Raw genomic sequence first — 19,406 nt, 5'->3', positions numbered from 1 at the left:
CCAACTCCTTAAAGGTTATTTGCCGTCTTTACCGACATGAAGAATGGCAAGGAATGCTTCCTGCGGCAGCTCAACGTTACCGACCTGCTTCATACGCTTCTTACCTTCTTTCTGCTTCTGCAGCAGCTTTTTCTTACGGCTAACGTCACCGCCATAGCACTTCGCCAGAACGTTTTTACGCAGCTGCTTCACGGTTGAGCGGGCAATGATGTGGTTACCGATGGCCGCCTGAATCGCAATGTCAAACTGCTGACGCGGGATCAGATCTTTCATCTTCTCAACCAGCTCGCGGCCACGGTACGGCGCATTGTCGTTGTGGGTGATCAGCGCCAGCGCATCCACACGCTCGCCGTTGATCAGCACGTCCACGCGCACCATGTTGGAGGCCTGGAAACGCTTGAAGTTGTAATCCAGTGACGCATAGCCACGGGAGGTAGACTTCAGACGGTCGAAGAAGTCGAGTACCACTTCCGCCATAGGAATTTCATAGGTCAGCGCCACCTGGTTACCGTGGTAAACCATGTTGGTCTGCACGCCACGCTTCTCAATACAGAGCGTAATAACGTTCCCCAGGAACTCCTGCGGCAGCAGCATGTGACATTCTGCAATAGGCTCGCGCAGCTCGTGAATGTTGTTCAGCGGCGGCAGCTTGGACGGGCTGTCGACGTAGATCACTTCTTTCGAGGTGGTTTCTACTTCGTAGACTACCGTTGGTGCGGTGGTGATCAGATCCAGATCGTATTCACGCTCCAGACGTTCCTGAATGATCTCCATGTGCAGCAGGCCGAGGAAGCCGCAGCGGAAGCCGAAGCCCAGCGCCGTTGAGCTTTCTGGCTCGTAGAACAGGGAAGCATCGTTCAGGCTCAGCTTGCCGAGCGCATCGCGGAAGTTTTCATAGTCGTCAGAGCTGACCGGGAACAGACCCGCGTAAACCTGCGGTTTCACCTTTTTGAAGCCAGGCAGCGCTTTGTCTGCCGGGTTACGCGCGCCGGTCAGGGTATCGCCCACTGGCGCGCCGAGGATGTCTTTAATCGCGCAGACCAGCCAGCCCACCTCGCCGCATTTCAGCTCGGTACGGTCAACCTGTTTTGGCGTGAAGATACCCAGACGGTCTGCGTTGTAGACCTGTCCGGTACTCATAACCTTGATTTTGTCGCCTTTACGCATGGTGCCGTTTTTGATACGCACCAGTGAGACCACGCCCAGGTAGTTATCGAACCAGGAGTCGATGATCAGCGCCTGCAATGGACCATCCGGGTCGCCTTCCGGGGCCGGAATATCACGTACCAGGCGTTCCAGCACGTCGGTCACACCCACACCGGTTTTCGCGGAGCAGCGTACGGCGTCGGTCGCGTCAATGCCGACAATGTCTTCAATCTCTTCCGCCACGCGCTCAGGATCGGCGGCTGGCAGGTCGATTTTGTTCAGAACCGGCACAACCTCGAGATCCATTTCCATCGCGGTGTAGCAGTTCGCCAGGGTCTGGGCTTCAACGCCCTGCCCGGCATCGACCACCAGCAGCGCACCTTCACAGGCCGCCAGCGAGCGTGATACTTCATAGGAGAAGTCAACGTGGCCTGGGGTGTCGATAAAGTTCAGTTGATAGGTTTCGCCATCAGAAGCTTTATAGTCGAGCGTCACGCTCTGCGCTTTGATGGTGATACCGCGTTCGCGTTCCAGGTCCATGGAGTCCAGTACCTGGGCTGCCATTTCACGATCAGACAGGCCACCGCAAATCTGGATAATACGGTCAGACAGCGTCGACTTACCGTGGTCAATGTGAGCAATGATCGAAAAGTTACGTATGTTCTTCATATAGTTAAATAATTATGCCTTACGAATTCCTGGAGGCCGCTGTTCTTAGCCTGACGTTTTTCAGTGCGAAAACGCAGCATTCTACACTACATACCCGCAACCTGGAAATGCACTTAGAGCCAAGCATAGCGCGAAGAAATGGCGTTTTCTTTTTTGAGATGTAAATAATGATAAAGCCCGGTGGATCACCGGGCCTCAGAAGAGAGCGTCTCGACGCGAAGTTGGTCAGGCGCCAGCGCAACGCTCAGAATAACGGGCTGCCACTCATCGCGCGCGGCGAGCTTCGGTGAGATGCCTTTGGCAAGCCAGAATCCCCCTACGCCACCCAAAGCTGCGCCGCACATGGCGGCCACGTCGGTACCAAACAGCATCTGAAAAAGGCCGCCCATGACAAACAGCCCCACCAGCGGGGAGAGATAGACCAGCATCGCGGAACTCAGCAGACTGCCTTCCGTAATGCCCAGTTCCACCTTCTGACCCGCCACCAGCGGCTGTTCGCTCGCCACGGAGATTGTATGCGATGTCTGTGGCCCTAACTTATTCAGCACGCGACTGCCACAACCGGCTCGGGATGCGCAGCTATTGCATGAGGCTTTAACATCACAGCTGACCAGCGCAATACCATTCTGCCACGAGACGACGGTCGCCCACTCTTTAATCATTGTGCGGCCCTGAATTTAATGCTGTCTGAAATGCGCTTCGCCGTCTGCGGAGGTAATTCCCCCACAATCGTGATTTCTGCGTTATCGCGAACCGTGGTGCTGACCGTACGACGCCCGGTACGAAGCATTTGTTCAGCGCTGTTTGCCGTTGCGCGGTTGATATTCACCGAGAAGCTGAACAAGCCATCGGAATAGAGGCGTGATTCAACCGGCGTATCAATGGTGGGCAACTGACGACGGCTGCTGGACACTTCGCTAAAGCCTTGCGGTATCCAGGAAGGAACCCAGTTGAAATTAGCGGAGTCCCCTGCAGGAACAGAAAGCAGCGGCGGCAGGCTGGCCTTCGCCAGATTCTGCATGCTGTTACCAACCTGATTGTTCACGCTAAAGGAGATGACGCGGAACTGTTCAAGCGTCTCGCCGTCGCGGTCGAGCAGGTCCACGCGCATCGGCAGCTTGGTTTCCGCATCAATCCAGACGATATAGCTGTAGCGCGTACCATCGCGCGCAACCACGCGGATCACTTCACACAGCCTGTCTGCAATACGGGTACGCCCTACCGAAATAAAATCATAGTAAGGGGCAAGTCGTTTGAAGTCGGTATAGATAAGCGACGGTAGAGAATCAACGATATAGTCGCCATTCAGCGTGAAAGGCTCCAGACCGGGCTCGAAATAGCTGATTTCGTTGCCACGCTGGACAACTTCCCGACGCGGGCCATCCATCTGTAAAAGCTGGGCGAGCGGCTGGTTATCAAGACGGGCATGGCGATAGCGTAACGACTCGACGCCCTGCTTGTTAATGCTGATAAATGCCAACTCGTAATTGAGTGACTGGCTGGCCAGATTCATTTGCTGCAACAACGCCCCGGATGAAACATCAGCCGAGGCGTTAGCAGAGAAGAACAGGCTACCCGCCATCAGAGACATGGCGAACCAAAGTTGCTTCATTACTGCGATTGCGTTCCTAAAGTTTGGTTTCCGGGCACCTGCACAGCAGCTTGCTGAGTTTGGGCCTGCTCAAACTGAAGCTGTTCAGAGTGCAGACGACGCTGCAACTCATAATCCTGCAACATCGCATTAATGCGACGGCGCTGCTCCTGAACCTGCTGTTGCTGACCGCCGCTGGCGGAGGCATCAGCCGGTACGCCCAGACTTACCGGGCTGGCTTTGCCCATCATCGGCAGTGTGTTAAACACTGGCGCTTCTGGCTGCTGATTAGTTTCAGACTGAGTATTATAGTGCTGGACGCCAACGATAACTGCAAGAGATACGCATGCAGCCACCCCCATTTGGGTGAGCTGGCTGGCCCACGGACGCACTTTTTGCCAGAACGGCATTTTCTGCCACTGGTGCGGTGCGGGTTGCGCTTCAGGAATCAGCGGAGTGGTCTGATGAACAGGCTCATTCTCGATGGCCGCCATCACGCGGGCTGAGATATCGAAATGGAGAACCTCTCCGGTATCACCGCGCAGCGTGTCACGGATGAGATGGTAACTCTCCCAGGTCTCTTGCATTTCGGGAGAATGAGACAGCTCGTTGAGCAGCTCACTATCCAGCGTCTCACCATCCATTAAAGCGGAAAGTTTTTCTTTCTGCATGCCTAATACCTTTTCCAGTATCCCGCTATCGTCAACGCCTGATAAGCGGTTGAACTTTATTATCAATAGCTTCTCGCGCACGGAAAATTCGTGAACGAACCGTGCCGACCGGACAATCCATGATAGCGGCTATCTCTTCATAGCTCAGACCATCAAGCTCCCGTAACGTAATTGCCATGCGTAAATCTTCCGGGAGTGACTCGATCGTGCGAAAAACAATTTGTCTCAGTTCTTCTGACAACATTAAGTTCTCAGGGTTCGAAATTTCTTTCAGCGCACCGCCACTTTCGAAGTTTTCGGCGTCGATAGCGTCTACATCACTGGACGGCGGACGACGACCCTGAGCAACCAGGTAATTCTTTGCCGTATTGACAGCAATACGGTACAGCCAGGTATAAAAAGCACTATCTCCCCGGAAAGATTCCAGCGCGCGATAGGCCTTAATAAAAGACTCTTGCACCACATCAGGTACATCACCTGACGGTACATAGCGGGAAACCAGACTCGCCACCTTATGCTGGTAGCGCACCACCAGTAGGTTAAAGGCTTTCTGATCTCCCTTCTGGACCCGTTCAACCAGGACCTGGTCCGTTAACTGCTCGCTCATCCGAGGTAATGTCTCCCCAAACCTAAATTCCACGCGTTATCGAAACGCCACTCTATAACTACCGCACTTTGAGCAAGCACCAGGTTAGAGTGTCTGATCTTCAATAAGTTCCGTAACGCCTTTGTTTTTGTTCATCGCGCCGCAGACCGTTCATTTTCTCTCATTATAAGTCTGTTCACGATACGCACCACTTTCTGACAAGAAACATCTTTTTCCCGCCAGAAGAGTAACGCAACACAGGCTTTATTTCACCACAAAATCTGACGCTAACGATCTGCTTCGCAAAATAATTTCATTTATTTACCCTTCGTTTACCCCTGCCTCTGCGTTTAGTCATTGCAACTTCCATTAAAAAAAACGTGCGATATCTCGCATTCAGGTGCTATTCTGCCCCAACACTGTTTAGTAAATTAAACAACAATCATGAACACAACACCTGAACTTCATTGTGATGTACTGATCATCGGCAGCGGCGCTGCCGGTCTCTCTCTGGCGCTGCGTCTGGCTGAACATCAGAACGTTATCGTTCTGAGCAAAGGCCCGATAAGTGAAGGCTCCACATTTTATGCTCAGGGCGGCATTGCCGCGGTATTTGACGAGACCGACAGCATTGCGTCACATGTGGAAGATACGCTGATTGCCGGGGCCGGGATCGTGGATGCGCACGCGGCAGAGTTTGTCGCCAGCAATGCCCGCCATTGCGTTCAGTGGCTTATCGATCAGGGTGTTTTATTCGATACTCAGGTTCAGCCCAACGGTGAAGAGAGCTACCACTTAACGCGTGAAGGCGGTCATAGCCACCGCCGCATCCTGCACGCCGCGGATGCTACCGGAAAAGAAGTGGAAACCACGCTGGTCAGCAAAGCGCTGAACCATCCTAACATCCGGGTCCTTGAGCGGAGCAACGCGGTTGATCTGATCATTTCCGACAAGATAGGCCTGCCTGGCACGCGTCGCGTGGTGGGAGCGTGGGTCTGGAACCGTAATAAAGAGAAGGTGGAAACCTGTCAGGCGAAGGCTGTGGTGTTGGCTACAGGTGGCGCCTCTAAGGTGTATCAGTACACCACGAATCCGGATATCGCTTCCGGGGACGGTATCGCCATGGCCTGGCGCGCCGGCTGCCGCGTGGCGAATCTCGAATTTAATCAGTTTCACCCCACCGCCCTGTTCCACCCTCAGGCGCGAAATTTCCTACTGACGGAAGCCCTGCGCGGCGAAGGGGCTTATCTGAAACGCCCTGACGGTACCCGCTTTATGCCGGACTTTGACGCCCGCGGTGAACTGGCGCCGCGTGATATTGTTGCCCGCGCCATCGACCACGAAATGAAGCGCCTTGGCGTGGACTGCATGTATCTCGATATCAGCCATAAGCCGGCAGAATTCATTCGCCAGCATTTCCCGATGATTTACGAAAAGCTGCTCAATCTTGGCATTGATTTAACACGCGATCCGGTGCCCATTGTGCCAGCCGCCCACTATACCTGCGGCGGCGTGATGGTTGACGATCACGGACGCACTGATGTAGACGGTCTGTATGCTATTGGTGAGGTCAGCTATACCGGGCTACACGGCGCGAACCGTATGGCGTCTAACTCGCTGCTTGAATGTCTGGTGTACGGCTGGTCAGCGGCGGAGGACATCACGAAGCGCATGCCTTACGCCCGTGAAACAGAGCGTTTACCGGCCTGGGATGAAAGCCGCGTGGAGAACCCGGACGAGCTGGTAGTGATCCAGCACAACTGGCACGAGCTACGGTTGTTTATGTGGGATTACGTTGGGATTGTGCGCACCACGAAACGTCTGGAACGCGCGTTGCGCCGCATTACGATGCTGCAGCAGGAAATTGATGAATATTATGCCCATTTCCGCGTCTCCAATAATCTGCTGGAGCTGCGCAATCTGGTGCAGGTTGCCGAGCTGATTGTTCGCTGCGCGATGATGCGTAAAGAGAGCCGCGGTTTGCACTACATACTCGACTACCCGGATCGGCTTGCTGAGTCCGGCCCGTCGATACTCGCCCCGCAGGTTTACATAAACAAATAAAACGCTTGGGTCAGAGCCGTGTAATCTTCGGAATAACGCTGGTCTGGCCCACGGATCACCATACGGTCATTAAAGCACTCACCCTCTTTTGGCGAAAGCGCCAGCAGCACGCGGTGCGGCAATCGGCCTTCCGTATCAGAGATGTCAGTTCGCAAACGTAACGTCCAGCCGATCTCCTGCGCGGTAGCGATAAACGTGTTGCCCGTACTTTCTGGCAGCACCACGCAGAAAAAGCCCTCTTCTGAGATAAGTTCAGCCGCGTTGACGAGCAGCGCTTTGTGATCGAGTGAACCGGTATAGCGCGCCTGTTCACGCTCCGGTGTACCGCACTCCACGCCGGGCTCGTAGTAAGGGGGGTTGCTGACGATAAGATCGTAACGCGCCGTCTGCTCTGGCGCCCAGGCCAGCACGTCCGCGCACTTAACGGTTATCCGGTCAGCCCAGGGGGACTCGGCCGCGTTTTCACCCGCCTGCCCTGCGGCCTGCGCATCCAGCTCAATGGCATCAATAGTGACATGTTCTTCAGTACGCTGCGCCAGCATCAAGGCCACCAGCCCGCTGCCGGTACCGATATCAAGAATACGCTTAACACCTGCGACAGGTGCCCATGCTCCCAGTAAAATGCCGTCTGTACCGACTTTCATGGCACAGCGATCGTGAGCGACAAAAAATTGTTTAAACGTAAAACCATCGCGGCGCAGCTGCGCTTTGAGTTGAGACATGTCAGGGCAACCTTCTAAGTGAAACTGGAGTAGCATAGGGGAAAGCGAAGTGGCCGCAAAGCGATATCCATACAAACAGATGAAGATTACAGCCGTAACGTCTATAATCAGCGCCCCACACAGAGGTAGAACATGACTGTAACGACTTTTTCCGAACTTGAACTCGATGAAAGCCTGCTCAATGCTCTTGAGAGCAAAGGCTTTACACGCCCGACCGCCATTCAGGCAGCGGCCATTCCGCCTGCGCTTGAGGGCCGCGATGTGCTCGGTTCTGCGCCAACCGGCACGGGGAAGACAGCAGCCTATTTGCTGCCTGTGTTGCAGCACCTGCTCGACTTTCCACGTAAAAAATCTGGCCCGCCGCGTATTTTGATCCTGACGCCTACGCGCGAGCTGGCCATGCAGGTTGCCGATCACGCGCGTGAACTCGCGGCGAATACGCATCTGGATATCGCCACCATCACCGGCGGCGTTGCGTATATGAACCACGCCGAAGTGTTCAGCGAAAACCAGGACATCGTCGTCGCGACGACGGGCCGCCTGCTGCAGTATATTAAAGAAGAGAACTTCGACTGCCGCGCGGTAGAAACGCTGATCCTCGACGAAGCGGACCGCATGCTGGACATGGGCTTTGCGCAGGATATCGAGCATATTGCAGGTGAAACGCGCTGGCGTAACCAGACGATGCTGTTCTCTGCCACCCTTGAAGGGGATGCGATTAAAGACTTCGCAGAGCGTCTGCTGGAAGATCCGGTGGAAGTCTCTGCGACGCCATCCACGCGAGAGCGTAAAAAGATCCACCAGTGGTATTACCGTGCGGACAACCTTGAGCATAAGGTTGAGCTGCTCAAGCACCTGCTGACGCAGGAAGACGCCACCCGCACTATCGTGTTTGTGCGTAAGCGCGAGCGCGTGCACGAGCTGGCTGAAATGCTGCGCAACGCCGGGATCAACAACTGCTATCTTGAAGGTGAGATGGCGCAGATCAAGCGTACCGAAGGCATTAAGCGCCTGACCGATGGCCGCGTTAACGTGCTGGTCGCAACAGACGTTGCCGCCCGCGGGATCGACATCCCTGACGTGAGCCACGTCATTAACTTCGATATGCCGCGCAGCGGAGATACCTACCTGCACCGCATTGGCCGTACCGGTCGCGCGGGCCGCAAAGGGATTGCAATTTCACTGGTTGAAGCGCATGACTACCTGCTGCTGCAGAAAATTGGCCGCTATGTTGACGAGCCGCTGAAAGCGCGCGTTATTGATGGCTTGCGCCCAACCACACGTGCGCCGAGTGAAAAAATGACGGGTAAACCGTCCAAGAAAGCGCTCGCGAAACGTGCTGAGAGAAAAGAGAAAGAAAAAGAGAAGCCGCGCGTGAAGCAGCGCCACCGCGATACCAAAAACATTGGTAAGCGTCGTAAGCCAAGCGCTGCCGCGCAGGAAACGAAGACTGAAGAGTAAGAAAAAGCCGGGGTAATCCCCGGCTTTTTTGTTCCCCCCCGTGGCTGAAGCCTTACAGGCTTTCAGTAAACGTACGGGCGATAACGTCGCGCTGCTGTTCTGGAGTCAGTGAGTTAAAGCGAACCGCATAACCAGACACGCGGATAGTCAACTGTGGGTATTTTTCCGGGTGCTCAACGGCATCCATCAGCGTTTCGCGGCGCAGCACGTTAACGTTCAGGTGCTGACCCCCTTCAACGCGCACTTCCGGCTGCACTTCCATTGGGATTTCACGGTATTCGATTTCGCCCAGTTTATTCACCGGTACGATTTCATCTTCAGCAAAACCCGCTTTCGCAACCACACAGCGCGCTTCATTTTTCTCGCTGTCCAGCAGCCAGAAAGAGTTGAGCAGATCGTCATTTGCCGCTTTGGTAATCTGGATACCTGTAATCATGTGTTGCCTCCCTTAGGCTACATTAACTGATGCTGGCCTTACGCGGCCAATTGGTAAAACCATTGTTTCTTGTGTGTATATATATCATTCACACCACGGCGATTTATTGATTTAAATCAACAAAAACACCAACCACATAAAGAGTGTGGTTTGAATTTATTGCTTTAGATCAATTTCATACCCCCATCAACTCAACTTAACCTGCATCATTTCAAAATAAATTTAACGACTTAGCACGCATTTCAGCGCGTAATTTTGCTCATAAGCGTTAAACAGGTAAGCTAGTGACAGATTGAGATTCGCAGGAGAGCGACATGACGACACCTTTAACCTGGCATGACGTGCTGGCAGAAGAAAAGCAGCAGCCTTATTTTATCAATACGCTCAGTACCGTTGCCGCTGAGCGTCAGTCCGGGCAAACGATTTATCCGCCGCAAAAAGATGTATTCAACGCGTTTCGCTATACCGAGTTGAGCGATGTGAAAGTCGTCATTCTGGGCCAGGATCCCTATCACGGCCCTGGGCAGGCGCACGGGCTGGCATTTTCCGTACGCCCAGGCGTGGCGATCCCCCCTTCTCTGCTCAACATGTATAAAGAGCTTGAGGGAACCGTGCCCGGGTTTACCCGCCCCAACCACGGTTATCTGGAAAGCTGGGCGCGCCAGGGCGTGCTGTTATTGAACACGGTGCTCACCGTACGGGCGGGCCAGGCGCACTCGCACGCCAGCCTTGGGTGGGAAACCTTTACCGATAAAGTTATCAGCCTTATCAACGAGCATCGTGAAGGGGTCGTGTTTTTACTCTGGGGTTCTCACGCGCAGAAGAAAGGGGCAATTATCGATCGTCAGCGTCATCACGTGTTGAAGGCACCGCACCCGTCACCGCTTTCTGCCCATCGCGGTTTCTTTGGCAGTAATCATTTTGTTCTGGCAAATGAATGGCTGGAAAAACGTGGCGAAACGCCAATTGACTGGATGCCTGTGTTACCGGCAGAGAGCGAGTAGGGTTTGAATGTGCCGGGTCAGGCCCGGCACATAAGAGGCTTATGCCTTATTCTGACGCCACCACTCGGCCAGCAGCACGCCGGTCGCAACGGATACGTTCAGACTTTCCACATTGCCCGTCCCGTCGATGGAGACGCTCAGATCCGAGCTGGAGAGCGCCGCATCAGACAGACCATCGCGTTCCTGACCCAACACCAGCACCATCTTGCGCGGCAGCGTCGCTTTAAACAGCGGCGTACCGGCATGGCTGGATGTGGTCACGATGGAATAGCCCGCTTTACGGAACTGCTCGAGGGCATCCAGAACGCTGTCGCCGGTGATCGGCTGTACGTGCTCGGCTCCGCCTTCCGCAGTACGGATCGCGGCGCCGGATTCCAGCAGCGCGGCATCCTGCAGCAGCACGCCCTTCACGCCAAAATGCGCGCAGCTGCGCATCATTGCGCCCAGGTTGTGCGGGTTGCCCACGTCTTCCAGCGCCAGCACGCAGTCATCGGCATCTGCCTGGCTGACCCACTGCTGAACTGTCGTGCCGTTACGTTTTTTAATCAGGAAGCAGACGCCGCCGTGGTGCTCGGTACCGGACGCTTTTGTCAGTTCAGCATCATCAACCACGTGGTAGGCTTTGCGGTTCGCCGCCATCCAGCGCAGCGCTTCTTTAAAGCGCGGGGTCACGCTCTGGATAAACCAGGCGCGGACGATACACTCAGGACGGCTCTGGAACAGCGCCTGGCAGGCGTTCTCGCCATATACACGGGTCTCTTCCGCGCGCTGACGACGCAGCACTTCCGGGTCGATAAAGCTTTTACCGCTGATACCGCCGTGATCGGCTTTTTCCGGCGTCTCATCGCCTGGGGCGCGAGAAACGGTGCGCCACGGAGAGGCGTTATCACGTGAGAAGTCATCACGCGGACGGTCATCGCGCTTGCGATCGTCACGCTTGCGGTCATCACGTTTGCGGTCATCACCGCGGTTATTTCTGTCATCGCGGGCGGGGCGACGGCCACCGTCTGCACGAGAGGACGCTGGACGCCCGCCACCTTTTCCGGTACGCGGATTTTGGGTGCGTTTATCAGAGTCATCATCACTGCGGACATACATCACTTTGACCTTGCCGCTTTTGTTTTTCATTTCGTCGTTCATGCTTTTCTCCACCAGCGCTGCGCGAAGCGCGCAGATTACCCGATGTGCCAGCGCATAGCCATAATTTCGTACAAAAGCCTGTGACTATTGTTCCCATTGAATAAAACGCATTGTCGTTTCATACAGGCTCACTGATAATATGTAACATATCAGAAACATTATCGGCGTTCTGCCGCTGTCCCACGGCTCTATCAGAGGTTAGTTATGAATACCGTATGTGCCAACTGTCAGGCTTTAAACCGCATTCCGGACGATCGGATGGATGACGGTGCGAAATGCGGACGTTGTGGCCATGAATTGTTTGATGGCGATGTCATTAACGCGACGGGTGCTACGCTGGACAAACTCCTCAAGGACGATCTCCCGGTGGTGGTCGATTTCTGGGCGCCATGGTGCGGTCCGTGCCGCAGCTTCGCGCCAATCTTCGAAGATGTGGCCGAAGAGCGCAGCGGAAAAATGCGGTTCGTTAAGGTTAATACCGAGGCCGAACGCGAGTTAAGCGCACGTTTTCGTATTCGCAGTATCCCGACCATCATGATTTTCAAAAATGGTGAAGTGATCGATATGCTCAACGGTGCGGTTCCAAAAGCACCTTTTGATAGCTGGTTAAACGAATCGCTGTAACATTCCCGGGGCACACCTTGTGCCCCGTTCCCGCCTCTGCGAAAATAGGGTTTTTCCTCCATTTCGCCCATGACTGATAACGCTGTCCTTAAATTACGCGCCGAACGCCTTGCGCGCGCGACTCGCCCCTTTCTTGCTCGTGGCAATCGCATACGTCGCTGTCAGCGCTGCCTGCTGCCGCTGAAGGTGTGTCTGTGCGAGACGCTGGCCCCAAGTACTGCGGAGAGCCGCTTTTGTCTGGTCATGTTCGATACCGAGCCGATGAAGCCCAGTAATACGGGGCGTCTTATTGCCGATATTCTGCCGGATACCGCTGCGTTTCAGTGGTCGCGCACTGAGCCACCTCAGGCTCTGCTCGACCTGGTGGCAAGCCCGGACTACCAGCCGATGGTGGTTTTCCCGGCATCTTATGCGGGAGAACAGCGTCAGGTCCTTACCGCGCCGCCATCAGGCAAACCACCGCTGTTTATTATGCTGGACGGTACCTGGACCGAAGCGCGGAAAATGTTTCGCAAAAGCCCTTACCTCGACGCTCTGCCGGTTATTTCTGTCGATCTTTCCCGCGTCTCGGCCTACCGCCTGCGCCAAGCGCATGCTGACGGGCAATACTGCACTGCCGAAGTCGCCATTGCGCTACTGGATTTAGCAGGAGATACCGCTGCAGCTGGCGCTCTGGGCAACCATTTCTCATGCTTCCGGGAGCGCTATCTGGCGGGAAAAACCGTTCATAAGGGCAGCATCACAGCAACGGAGACAGAAAGCGTTTAAAATCATCAGGTCGCTTGCATTCACAGGAGGCCTGCATGAGCCAGAGAGGGTTAGAAGCGCTACTCCGTCCTAAATCCATTGCCGTCATCGGCGCATCAATGAAACCGGATCGTGCAGGCTATCTGATGATGCGCAACCTGCTAGCCGGAGGATTTAACGGTCCCGTTATGCCCGTCACGCCGTCTTATAAGGCCGTTCAGGGCGTACTTGCCTGGCCGGACGTGGAGAGCCTGCCTTTCGTACCGGATCTCGCCGTTCTGTGTACAAACGCCAAACGCAATCCGGAACTGCTGGAGTCACTCGGCAAGAAAGGGTGTAAAACCTGCATTATTCTCTCGTCTCCGCCTGAACAGCAGCCCGAACTGCTGGCCTGCGCCAGCCGCTATCAGATGCGCATTCTCGGGCCGAACAGCCTGGGTCTGCTCGCGCCCTGGCAGGGGCTGAACGCCAGCTTCTCCCCGGTGCCGATCCGTAAAGGCAAGCTGGCGTTTATCTCGCAGTCGGCTGCGGTCTCAAACACCATCCTTGACTGGGCGCAGCAGCGTGAAATGGGATTCTCCTACTTCATTGCTCTGGGCGACAGCCTGGATATTGACGTTGACGAACTGCTGGATTTCCTGGCGCGAGACAGCAAAACCAGCGCAATTCTCCTTTATCTTGAGCACCTGAGCGACGCCCGTCGTTTTGTTTCCGCTTCGCGTAGCGCATCGCGCAATAAACCGATCCTCGTTATCAAAAGCGGTCGCAGCCCTGCAGCGCAGCGTCTGCTGCAGTCTCATTCCGGTATGGATCCGGCCTGGGATGCTGCCATTCAGCGCGCGGGGTTGCTGCGGGTGCAGGATACACACGAGCTTTTTTCCGCCGTTGAGACGTTGAGCCACATGCGTCCGCTGCGCGGCGAGAAGTTAATGATTGTCAGCAATGGCGCGGCCCCTGCCGCGCTGGCGCTGGATGAGCTTTGGCTGCGTAACGGCAAGCTGGCCACGCTGGGTGAAGAGACGCTGCAACGCCTCAGAGAGGTGCTTCCGGCAAGCGTGACGCCCGGCAATCCGCTTGATTTGCGCGATGACGCCAGCAGCGATCGCTATATCAGGGCAATCTCCATTTTGCTGGACAGCCAGGATTTCGATGCGCTGATGATTATCCACTCCCCCAGCGCGGCCGCGCCGGGCAGTGAAAGCGCGCGGGCGCTGATTGAGGCGGTACGAAATCATCCGCGCGGCAAATATGTCACCCTGCTGACCAACTGGTGCGGTGAGTTTTCCTCTCAGGAGGCGCGACGCTTGTTCAGTGAAGCCGGACTGCCAACCTACCGCACGCCGGAAGGCACCATCACGGCATTTATGCATATGGTGGAATATCGCCGCAACCAGAAACAGCTGCGTGAGACACCGGCTTTGCCCGGAAACCTGACGGCGAACACCGTCGACGTTCATCGGCTGTTACAGCAGGCCATTGAAGAAGGCGCGACCTCGCTTGATACGCATGAAGTGCAGCCCATACTGGGCAGCTACGGGATGCAAACTCTGCCAACCTGGATCGCCAGCGACAGCGCTGAGGCCGTACATATAGCCGAACAGATTGGCTACCCGGTCGCCCTTAAGCTTCGTTCCCCCGATATCCCGCATAAGTCGGACGTTCAGGGGGTCATGTTGTACCTGCGTACGGCAACGGAGGTGCAGCAGGCAGCCGATGCCATTTTCGATCGCGTCAAAATGGCCTGGCCGCAGGCTCGGATCCACGGACTGCTGGTGCAAAGCATGGCTCACCGCGCGGGTGCCCAGGAACTGCGGGTGGTGGTTGAACACGATCCTGTCTTCGGCCCGCTCATTATGTTGGGGGAAGGCGGCGTTGAGTGGCGTCCAGAGGAACAGGCCGCGGTGGCGCTACCGCCGCTGAACATGAATCTGGCGCGCTATCTGATCATTCAGGCGATTAAAAGCAAAAAGATCCGGGGCCGCAGCGCCCTGCGTCCGCTCGATATTGCCGGGTTAAGTCAGTTCCTGGTGCAGGTGTCTAACCTGGTCGTAGATTGTGCGGAGATCCAGCGGCTGGATATCCATCCGCTGCTCGCCTCCGGCACTGAATTTACGGCGCTGGACGTAACGCTGGATATCGCGCCATTTGAAGGGGACAGAGAGAGCCGCCTGGCGATCCGTCCGTATCCTCTGCAGCTGGAGGAGTGGGTCGAGATGAAGAATGGGGAACGCGCCCTGTTCCGCCCTATTCTGCCGGAAGATGAACCGCAGCTGCGTGCCTTTATTTCTCAGGTTACGAAAGAAGATCTCTATTATCGCTACTTTAGCGAAATCAACGAATTTACCCACGATGATTTAGCCAATATGACCCAGATCGACTACGATCGAGAGATGGCGTTTGTCGCCGTTCGACGTTCCGATCGGGGCGATGAGATCCTCGGCGTGACGCGCGCAATTTCCGATCCGGATAACATTGACGCGGAATTTGCTGTGCTGGTGCGCTCCGATCTTAAAGGCCTGGGTCTGGGCAGACGACTGCTGGAAAAACTCATCAGTTATACGCGAGATCACGGATTGTTACGCCTGAATGGCATTACTATGCCGAACAATCGCGGTATGGTGACCCTGGCGCGAAAACTCGGATTTGACGTTGATATTCAGCTGGACGAAGGTATTGTCGCCTTATCCCTCGGCCTGACACCGGCAGACAAACCCGAGTAAGCTACTGGAAATGTTACCCACTTTGGACGGGACTGGTGGTATCATTGTCCGCTTATGTTGTTTGCATGGTACAGACAACCCTTCAATGAACAGAGAAGAAACGCACTGTGATGTTGTCAAAATTTAAGCGTAATAAACATCAACAACACCTTGCTCAACTACCGAAGATTTCTCAGTCAGTTGATGATGTAGAGTTCTTTTACGCTCCCGCTCATTTTCGGGAGACGCTTCTGGAAAAGATTGCCAGTGCCACGCGACGCATTTGCATTGTGGCCCTGTATCTTGAACAAGATGAAGGCGGGCGCGCGATCCTGAACGCGCTCTATGAAGCCAAGCGTCAGCGTCCGGAACTGGATGTTCGCGTGCTGGTTGACTGGCATCGCGCCCAGCGTGGCCGTATTGGCGCGGCCGCTTCAAACACCAATGCAGACTGGTATTGCCGCACGGCGCAGGAAAATCCTGGCGTCGATGTACCTGTTTATGGCGTCCCGGTGAATACCCGAGAAGCGCTCGGCGTCCTTCATTTTAAAGGGTTCATCATCGATGACAGCGTGCTTTACAGCGGCGCAAGCCTCAATGATGTCTACCTTCATCAGCTCGATAAATATCGCTATGACCGCTACCATCTGATCCGTAATCCTCAGATGGCCGATATCATGTTTAACTGGGTTGATAAAAACCTGGTACATGGCCGTGGCGTTAATCGCCTTGACGATCCCGAGCGCCCTAAGAGCCCGGAAATCAAAAACGATGTTCGCGCCTTCCGCCAGGAGCTGCGCGATGCTGTTTACCATTTTCAGGGCGACGCTAACAACGAAGAGTTATCCGTTACCCCGCTGGTTGGGCTTGGCAAATCAAGCCTGCTGAATAAAACGATTTTCCATCTGATGCCGTGCGCGGAGCAAAAGCTCACCATCTGTACGCCGTACTTTAACCTTCCTGCCGTGCTGGTGCGTAATATCATTCAGCTGCTGCGCGATGGTAAAAAAGTGGAAATTATCGTTGGGGATAAAACGGCGAACGACTTCTTCATACCTGAAGATCAGCCGTTCAAAATCATCGGTGCGCTGCCTTATCTTTATGAAATTAACCTGCGCCGCTTCCTGAGCCGTTTACAGTATTACGTAAACACTGACCAGCTGGTTGTGCGTCTGTGGAAAGATGAAGACAACAGTTACCATCTGAAAGGTATGTGGGTCGACGATGAGTGGATGCTGCTGACCGGTAACAACCTGAACCCGCGCGCGTGGAGACTGGATCTGGAAAACGCGATCCTGATCCATGACCCGCAGCATGAGTTAGCCGCACAGCGTGAGCGTGAACTGGAGTTGATTCGCACGCACACCACGGTGGTTAATCATTACCGCGAGCTGCAGAGCATTGCCGATTATCCTGTGAAAGTTCGCAAGCTGATTCGCCGCTTGCGTCGTATCCGTATTGACCGACTTATCAGCCGAATTCTGTAATGTCCAGGCCCTGTTACCCGCAGGGCTTTTTTATGGAGCCCGTTGATGCGTATTCCTCTGTTACTGAGCGCTTTCTTTCTGACTGGCTGCAGTCATATGGCCAATGATAGCTGGTCCGGTCAGGACAAAGCACAACACTTCCTCGCTTCCGCTATGCTGTCTGCAGCCGGTAATGAGTACGCGCAGCATCAGGGATACAGCCGGGACCGTAGCGCGGCGATAGGGTTGATGTTCTCAGTGGGCCTTGGGGCATCAAAAGAACTATGGGATAGCCGCCCCTCAGGGAGCGGCTGGAGCTGGAAAGATTTCGCCTGGGATGTCGCCGGCGCAACGACCGGCTACGCCGTCTGGCAGATGGCTCATTATTAAAGGCGGATACCTTTTCCTTTGCGATGCAGCATCAGCGAGACAATAAACGCCAGCGCTCCCATTACGGTGACATACCAGAAGAAGGTCGTTTCACTGCCCCACGACTTAAGCGATAGCGCGACATACTCTGCCGAACCGCCAAACAGGGCATTCGCGACCGCATAAGAGAGGCCAACACCCAGCGCCCTCACCTGTGCGGGAAACATTTCCGCTTTCAAAATGCCGCTGATTGCCGTGTAAAAACTGATAATAATGAGTGCCACCATGATCAGCGCGAAAGCGGCATACGGCGACGTTGTCTGCTGTAGCGCAGTCAAAAGCGGAACGGTACCCAGGGTGAGCATGCCGCCAAAGATCAGCATGGAGGTGCGGCGACCTATTTTGTCCGACAGCGCGCCGACAATCGGCTGGATAAGCATAAAGACGAGTAACGCCACCGTCATGACGACGCTCGCAACGTTTGCATGCATGCCCGTGGTGTTAACCAGATATTTTTGCATGTAGGTGGTAAAGGTATAGAAACTTAGCGAGCCCGCGGCGGTAAAACCTAACACCATCAAAAATGCTTTGCGGTTTCGCCAGAGCCCCTTCATCGAGCCCGCCTCTTTCAGCGCCCTGACCTCCTGTTGAGAGGTTTCATCAAGCTGACGGCGTAGCCACAGGGCGACAACCGCCAGGGCAGCGCCCATAGCAAACGGGATGCGCCAGCCCCAGGCGTGCAAATCTTCATCGCTAAGGATTTGTTGCAGGATCACCACAACCAGTAACGCCAGCAGCTGTCCGCCAATGAGGGTCACATACTGGAATGATGCATAGAAACCTTTTCGGCCTTCAACCGCCACTTCGCTCATGTATGTCGCACTGGTGCCGTATTCCCCACCGACCGACAGCCCCTGGAACAGACGTGCCAGCAGCAGCAACGCGGGTGCCCATGTTCCGATAGTGTCATATCCGGGCAGGCAGGCAATCACCAGCGAGCCGACGCACATCATGCATACGGAGATGAGCATGGAGGTCTTGCGCCCTTTTCTGTCTGCGATCCTGCCGAACAGCCATCCACCGATAGGGCGCATCAGGAACCCGGCGGCAAAAACGCCTGCGGTTTGCAGAAGCTGAGTGGTGGTATTCCCGGACGGGAAAAAGATATGCGCAAAGTAGAGTGAACAGAATGAATAGACGTAAAAGTCAAACCACTCTACGAGGTTCCCCGAGGAGGCCCCAACGATTGCCCAAACCCGACGACGGGTATCCTTACCTGCCAAATTGGTGTTATCCGTATCTGCACTGGCTACGGTTTCTGTCATTTTAAAATCCCCTGTCTCACATTGCGGGCCATTGCCCACAAACAGTAAAACCGGATTTAAAACGAATCGTTAGGTAAATAAAATGTTTCCAATATGTTTCATTACGTTTTGTGAACTCGATCAGGTATCGAATTATTAGCGGGCGTAGCAATTATCCCCACTTCTGCTGATGCGCCTTTTTTCGCTGCAAATAATCTTCATCTGCACGAATTTTATCCCACCACTTTTTGAAGACCGCGGCGGCTTCGGCTTTTACGGGATCGCAATCCAGCGGTTTGACCTGGCGCTTCTCATCGTACTTTTTACCGCCTTTATGATTGGCGTATCGCCTGGCGCGCGTATAGCCCATCTGAATGAATTTACGCGCCATATCCATACCCACAAAGTCGTTTTGCTGACGATATTCTTCAAACAGGGCGTAAATTTCTTTTGCCGATCGCGCTGCAACTTCAGCATCTTTGTATCGCCAGTGCGGAAGGATCTCGCTTTTGTAAGGTTCCACCATGAGCACACCCTGCTCTCCCCGCCCCACCTGATACAACTCTGCATGGTCACGGAAATTAATGTTGGCAAAATCTTTTTGGTAATCAAAGGGACGTGTCAAAGCGGCACCATTGTTAAAATCGTTTTAACAATTGTAGGCACGGTCAGGCGGTGCCGCCATCCGGCATTTTCCGGCGCACAAA

19 protein-coding genes are annotated in these 19,406 nt (G+C 54.7%); 8 read left to right on the top strand and 11 right to left on the bottom strand.

Translation table 11 applies throughout. The features are described from left to right. Positions 1 to 15: 15 nt before the first annotated feature. The 6 genes from lepA to rseD all read right to left on the bottom strand — a co-directional run bounded on the left by lepA (position 16) and on the right by rseD (position 4,764). The gene (gene lepA / locus INF77_RS08600; protein ID WP_028014099.1) at positions 16 to 1,815 is read right to left on the bottom strand and encodes a translation elongation factor 4; all 1,800 of its coding nucleotides are present in this window, start codon (positions 1,813 to 1,815) and stop codon (positions 16 to 18) included. Between the two features lie 185 nt (positions 1,816 to 2,000). Next, positions 2,001 to 2,477 (bottom strand): SoxR-reducing system protein RseC, encoded by a 477-nt coding sequence (gene rseC, locus INF77_RS08595; protein WP_088204535.1) that lies wholly within the window; start codon positions 2,475 to 2,477, stop codon positions 2,001 to 2,003. Beyond that, complete coding sequence (gene rseB, locus INF77_RS08590; RefSeq protein ID WP_041908666.1) at positions 2,474 to 3,427, bottom strand: sigma-E factor regulatory protein RseB; 954 nt, start codon at positions 3,425 to 3,427, stop codon at positions 2,474 to 2,476. Before rseB ends, rseC begins: the two co-directional genes overlap by 4 nt. Continuing rightward, complete coding sequence (gene rseA / locus INF77_RS08585; RefSeq protein WP_014832926.1) at positions 3,427 to 4,077, bottom strand: anti-sigma-E factor RseA; 651 nt, start codon at positions 4,075 to 4,077, stop codon at positions 3,427 to 3,429. The genes rseB and rseA overlap by 1 nt, the downstream gene beginning before the upstream one ends. 31 nt (positions 4,078 to 4,108) lie before the next feature. Continuing rightward, positions 4,109 to 4,684, bottom strand: coding sequence for an RNA polymerase sigma factor RpoE (rpoE, locus tag INF77_RS08580; protein WP_028014102.1), 576 nt, complete (start codon positions 4,682 to 4,684; stop codon positions 4,109 to 4,111). Then, positions 4,681 to 4,764: a rpoE leader peptide RseD gene (gene rseD / locus INF77_RS23450; protein ID WP_231940818.1), complete on the bottom strand. Its 84-nt coding sequence runs from the start codon at positions 4,762 to 4,764 to the stop codon at positions 4,681 to 4,683. The genes rpoE and rseD overlap by 4 nt, the downstream gene beginning before the upstream one ends. A gap of 343 nt (positions 4,765 to 5,107) precedes the next feature. Between rseD and nadB the strand changes: the two genes are divergently transcribed. Beyond that, positions 5,108 to 6,727 (top strand): L-aspartate oxidase, encoded by a 1,620-nt coding sequence (gene nadB / locus INF77_RS08570; RefSeq protein WP_028014103.1) that lies wholly within the window; start codon positions 5,108 to 5,110, stop codon positions 6,725 to 6,727. Here the strand turns inward: nadB and INF77_RS08565 are convergent. Beyond that, a complete protein-coding gene (locus INF77_RS08565) occupies positions 6,712 to 7,449 on the bottom strand; it encodes a tRNA1(Val) (adenine(37)-N6)-methyltransferase (RefSeq protein WP_182035015.1) in 738 nt (245 codons plus the stop codon). The genes nadB and INF77_RS08565 overlap by 16 nt on opposite strands. 132 nt (positions 7,450 to 7,581) lie before the next feature. On the opposite strand from INF77_RS08565, the gene srmB reads away from it, so the two are divergent. Next, positions 7,582 to 8,910 carry an ATP-dependent RNA helicase SrmB gene (gene srmB / locus INF77_RS08560; RefSeq protein WP_047368112.1) on the top strand — a complete coding sequence of 443 codons (1,329 nt, stop codon included), beginning with the start codon at positions 7,582 to 7,584 and terminating at the stop codon, positions 8,908 to 8,910. Positions 8,911 to 8,962: 52 nt separating this feature from the next. Here srmB and grcA read toward each other — a convergent pair whose 3' ends face one another. After that, on the bottom strand, positions 8,963 to 9,346 hold the full coding sequence (grcA, locus tag INF77_RS08555) for an autonomous glycyl radical cofactor GrcA (protein ID WP_006176733.1): 384 nt from the start codon (positions 9,344 to 9,346) through the stop codon (positions 8,963 to 8,965). Between the two features lie 314 nt (positions 9,347 to 9,660). Here grcA and ung point away from each other — a divergent pair, with 314 nt between their 5' ends. After that, a complete protein-coding gene (gene ung, locus INF77_RS08550) occupies positions 9,661 to 10,350 on the top strand; it encodes a uracil-DNA glycosylase (RefSeq protein WP_023333064.1) in 690 nt (229 codons plus the stop codon). Positions 10,351 to 10,389: 39 nt separating this feature from the next. Here ung and INF77_RS08545 read toward each other — a convergent pair whose 3' ends face one another. Next, positions 10,390 to 11,490 (bottom strand): tRNA/rRNA methyltransferase, encoded by a 1,101-nt coding sequence (locus tag INF77_RS08545; protein ID WP_041908658.1) that lies wholly within the window; start codon positions 11,488 to 11,490, stop codon positions 10,390 to 10,392. A gap of 204 nt (positions 11,491 to 11,694) precedes the next feature. Between INF77_RS08545 and trxC the strand changes: the two genes are divergently transcribed. The 5 genes from trxC to INF77_RS08520 all read left to right on the top strand — a co-directional run bounded on the left by trxC (position 11,695) and on the right by INF77_RS08520 (position 17,416). After that, entirely contained in the window at positions 11,695 to 12,114 is a 420-nt protein-coding gene (trxC, locus tag INF77_RS08540; protein ID WP_028014108.1) for a thioredoxin TrxC, read from the top strand. A 69-nt stretch (positions 12,115 to 12,183) separates the two neighbouring features. Further along, the gene (gene tapT, locus INF77_RS08535) at positions 12,184 to 12,882 is read left to right on the top strand and encodes a tRNA-uridine aminocarboxypropyltransferase (protein WP_193532628.1); all 699 of its coding nucleotides are present in this window, start codon (positions 12,184 to 12,186) and stop codon (positions 12,880 to 12,882) included. 35 nt (positions 12,883 to 12,917) lie between these two features. Beyond that, entirely contained in the window at positions 12,918 to 15,581 is a 2,664-nt protein-coding gene (gene pat, locus INF77_RS08530) for a protein lysine acetyltransferase (RefSeq protein ID WP_049136674.1), read from the top strand. A gap of 110 nt (positions 15,582 to 15,691) precedes the next feature. Beyond that, the gene (gene pssA, locus INF77_RS08525) at positions 15,692 to 17,047 is read left to right on the top strand and encodes a CDP-diacylglycerol--serine O-phosphatidyltransferase (RefSeq protein ID WP_023331103.1); all 1,356 of its coding nucleotides are present in this window, start codon (positions 15,692 to 15,694) and stop codon (positions 17,045 to 17,047) included. 45 nt (positions 17,048 to 17,092) lie between these two features. Continuing rightward, entirely contained in the window at positions 17,093 to 17,416 is a 324-nt protein-coding gene (locus INF77_RS08520) for a YfiM family lipoprotein (protein WP_041908650.1), read from the top strand. Here the strand turns inward: INF77_RS08520 and INF77_RS08515 are convergent. After that, on the bottom strand, positions 17,413 to 18,720 hold the full coding sequence (locus tag INF77_RS08515) for an MFS transporter (RefSeq protein ID WP_041908648.1): 1,308 nt from the start codon (positions 18,718 to 18,720) through the stop codon (positions 17,413 to 17,415). The genes INF77_RS08520 and INF77_RS08515 overlap by 4 nt on opposite strands. A gap of 151 nt (positions 18,721 to 18,871) precedes the next feature. Beyond that, positions 18,872 to 19,324, bottom strand: coding sequence for a DUF4385 domain-containing protein (locus INF77_RS08510; protein ID WP_041908646.1), 453 nt, complete (start codon positions 19,322 to 19,324; stop codon positions 18,872 to 18,874). Positions 19,325 to 19,406 lie beyond the last annotated feature (82 nt).

This window comes from Enterobacter cloacae complex sp. P1B (assembly GCF_014982345.1).
Classification (GTDB): domain Bacteria; phylum Pseudomonadota; class Gammaproteobacteria; order Enterobacterales; family Enterobacteriaceae; genus Enterobacter; species Enterobacter bugandensis.
This window is presented reverse-complemented; position numbering and strand designations above follow the sequence as displayed.

Coding starts and splice junctions, on each gene's coding strand:
- lepA (WP_028014099.1), bottom strand. CDS start 1,815: ATGAAGAACATACGTAACTTTTCGATCATTGCTCACATTGACCACGGT.
- rseC (WP_088204535.1), bottom strand. CDS start 2,477: ATGATTAAAGAGTGGGCGACCGTCGTCTCGTGGCAGAATGGTATTGCG.
- rseB (WP_041908666.1), bottom strand. CDS start 3,427: ATGAAGCAACTTTGGTTCGCCATGTCTCTGATGGCGGGTAGCCTGTTC.
- rseA (WP_014832926.1), bottom strand. CDS start 4,077: ATGCAGAAAGAAAAACTTTCCGCTTTAATGGATGGTGAGACGCTGGAT.
- rpoE (WP_028014102.1), bottom strand. CDS start 4,684: ATGAGCGAGCAGTTAACGGACCAGGTCCTGGTTGAACGGGTCCAGAAG.
- nadB (WP_028014103.1), top strand. CDS start 5,108: ATGAACACAACACCTGAACTTCATTGTGATGTACTGATCATCGGCAGC.
- INF77_RS08565 (WP_182035015.1), bottom strand. CDS start 7,449: ATGTCTCAACTCAAAGCGCAGCTGCGCCGCGATGGTTTTACGTTTAAA.
- srmB (WP_047368112.1), top strand. CDS start 7,582: ATGACTGTAACGACTTTTTCCGAACTTGAACTCGATGAAAGCCTGCTC.
- grcA (WP_006176733.1), bottom strand. CDS start 9,346: ATGATTACAGGTATCCAGATTACCAAAGCGGCAAATGACGATCTGCTC.
- ung (WP_023333064.1), top strand. CDS start 9,661: ATGACGACACCTTTAACCTGGCATGACGTGCTGGCAGAAGAAAAGCAG.
- INF77_RS08545 (WP_041908658.1), bottom strand. CDS start 11,490: ATGAACGACGAAATGAAAAACAAAAGCGGCAAGGTCAAAGTGATGTAT.
- trxC (WP_028014108.1), top strand. CDS start 11,695: ATGAATACCGTATGTGCCAACTGTCAGGCTTTAAACCGCATTCCGGAC.
- tapT (WP_193532628.1), top strand. CDS start 12,184: ATGACTGATAACGCTGTCCTTAAATTACGCGCCGAACGCCTTGCGCGC.
- pat (WP_049136674.1), top strand. CDS start 12,918: ATGAGCCAGAGAGGGTTAGAAGCGCTACTCCGTCCTAAATCCATTGCC.
- pssA (WP_023331103.1), top strand. CDS start 15,692: ATGTTGTCAAAATTTAAGCGTAATAAACATCAACAACACCTTGCTCAA.
- INF77_RS08520 (WP_041908650.1), top strand. CDS start 17,093: ATGCGTATTCCTCTGTTACTGAGCGCTTTCTTTCTGACTGGCTGCAGT.
- INF77_RS08515 (WP_041908648.1), bottom strand. CDS start 18,720: ATGACAGAAACCGTAGCCAGTGCAGATACGGATAACACCAATTTGGCA.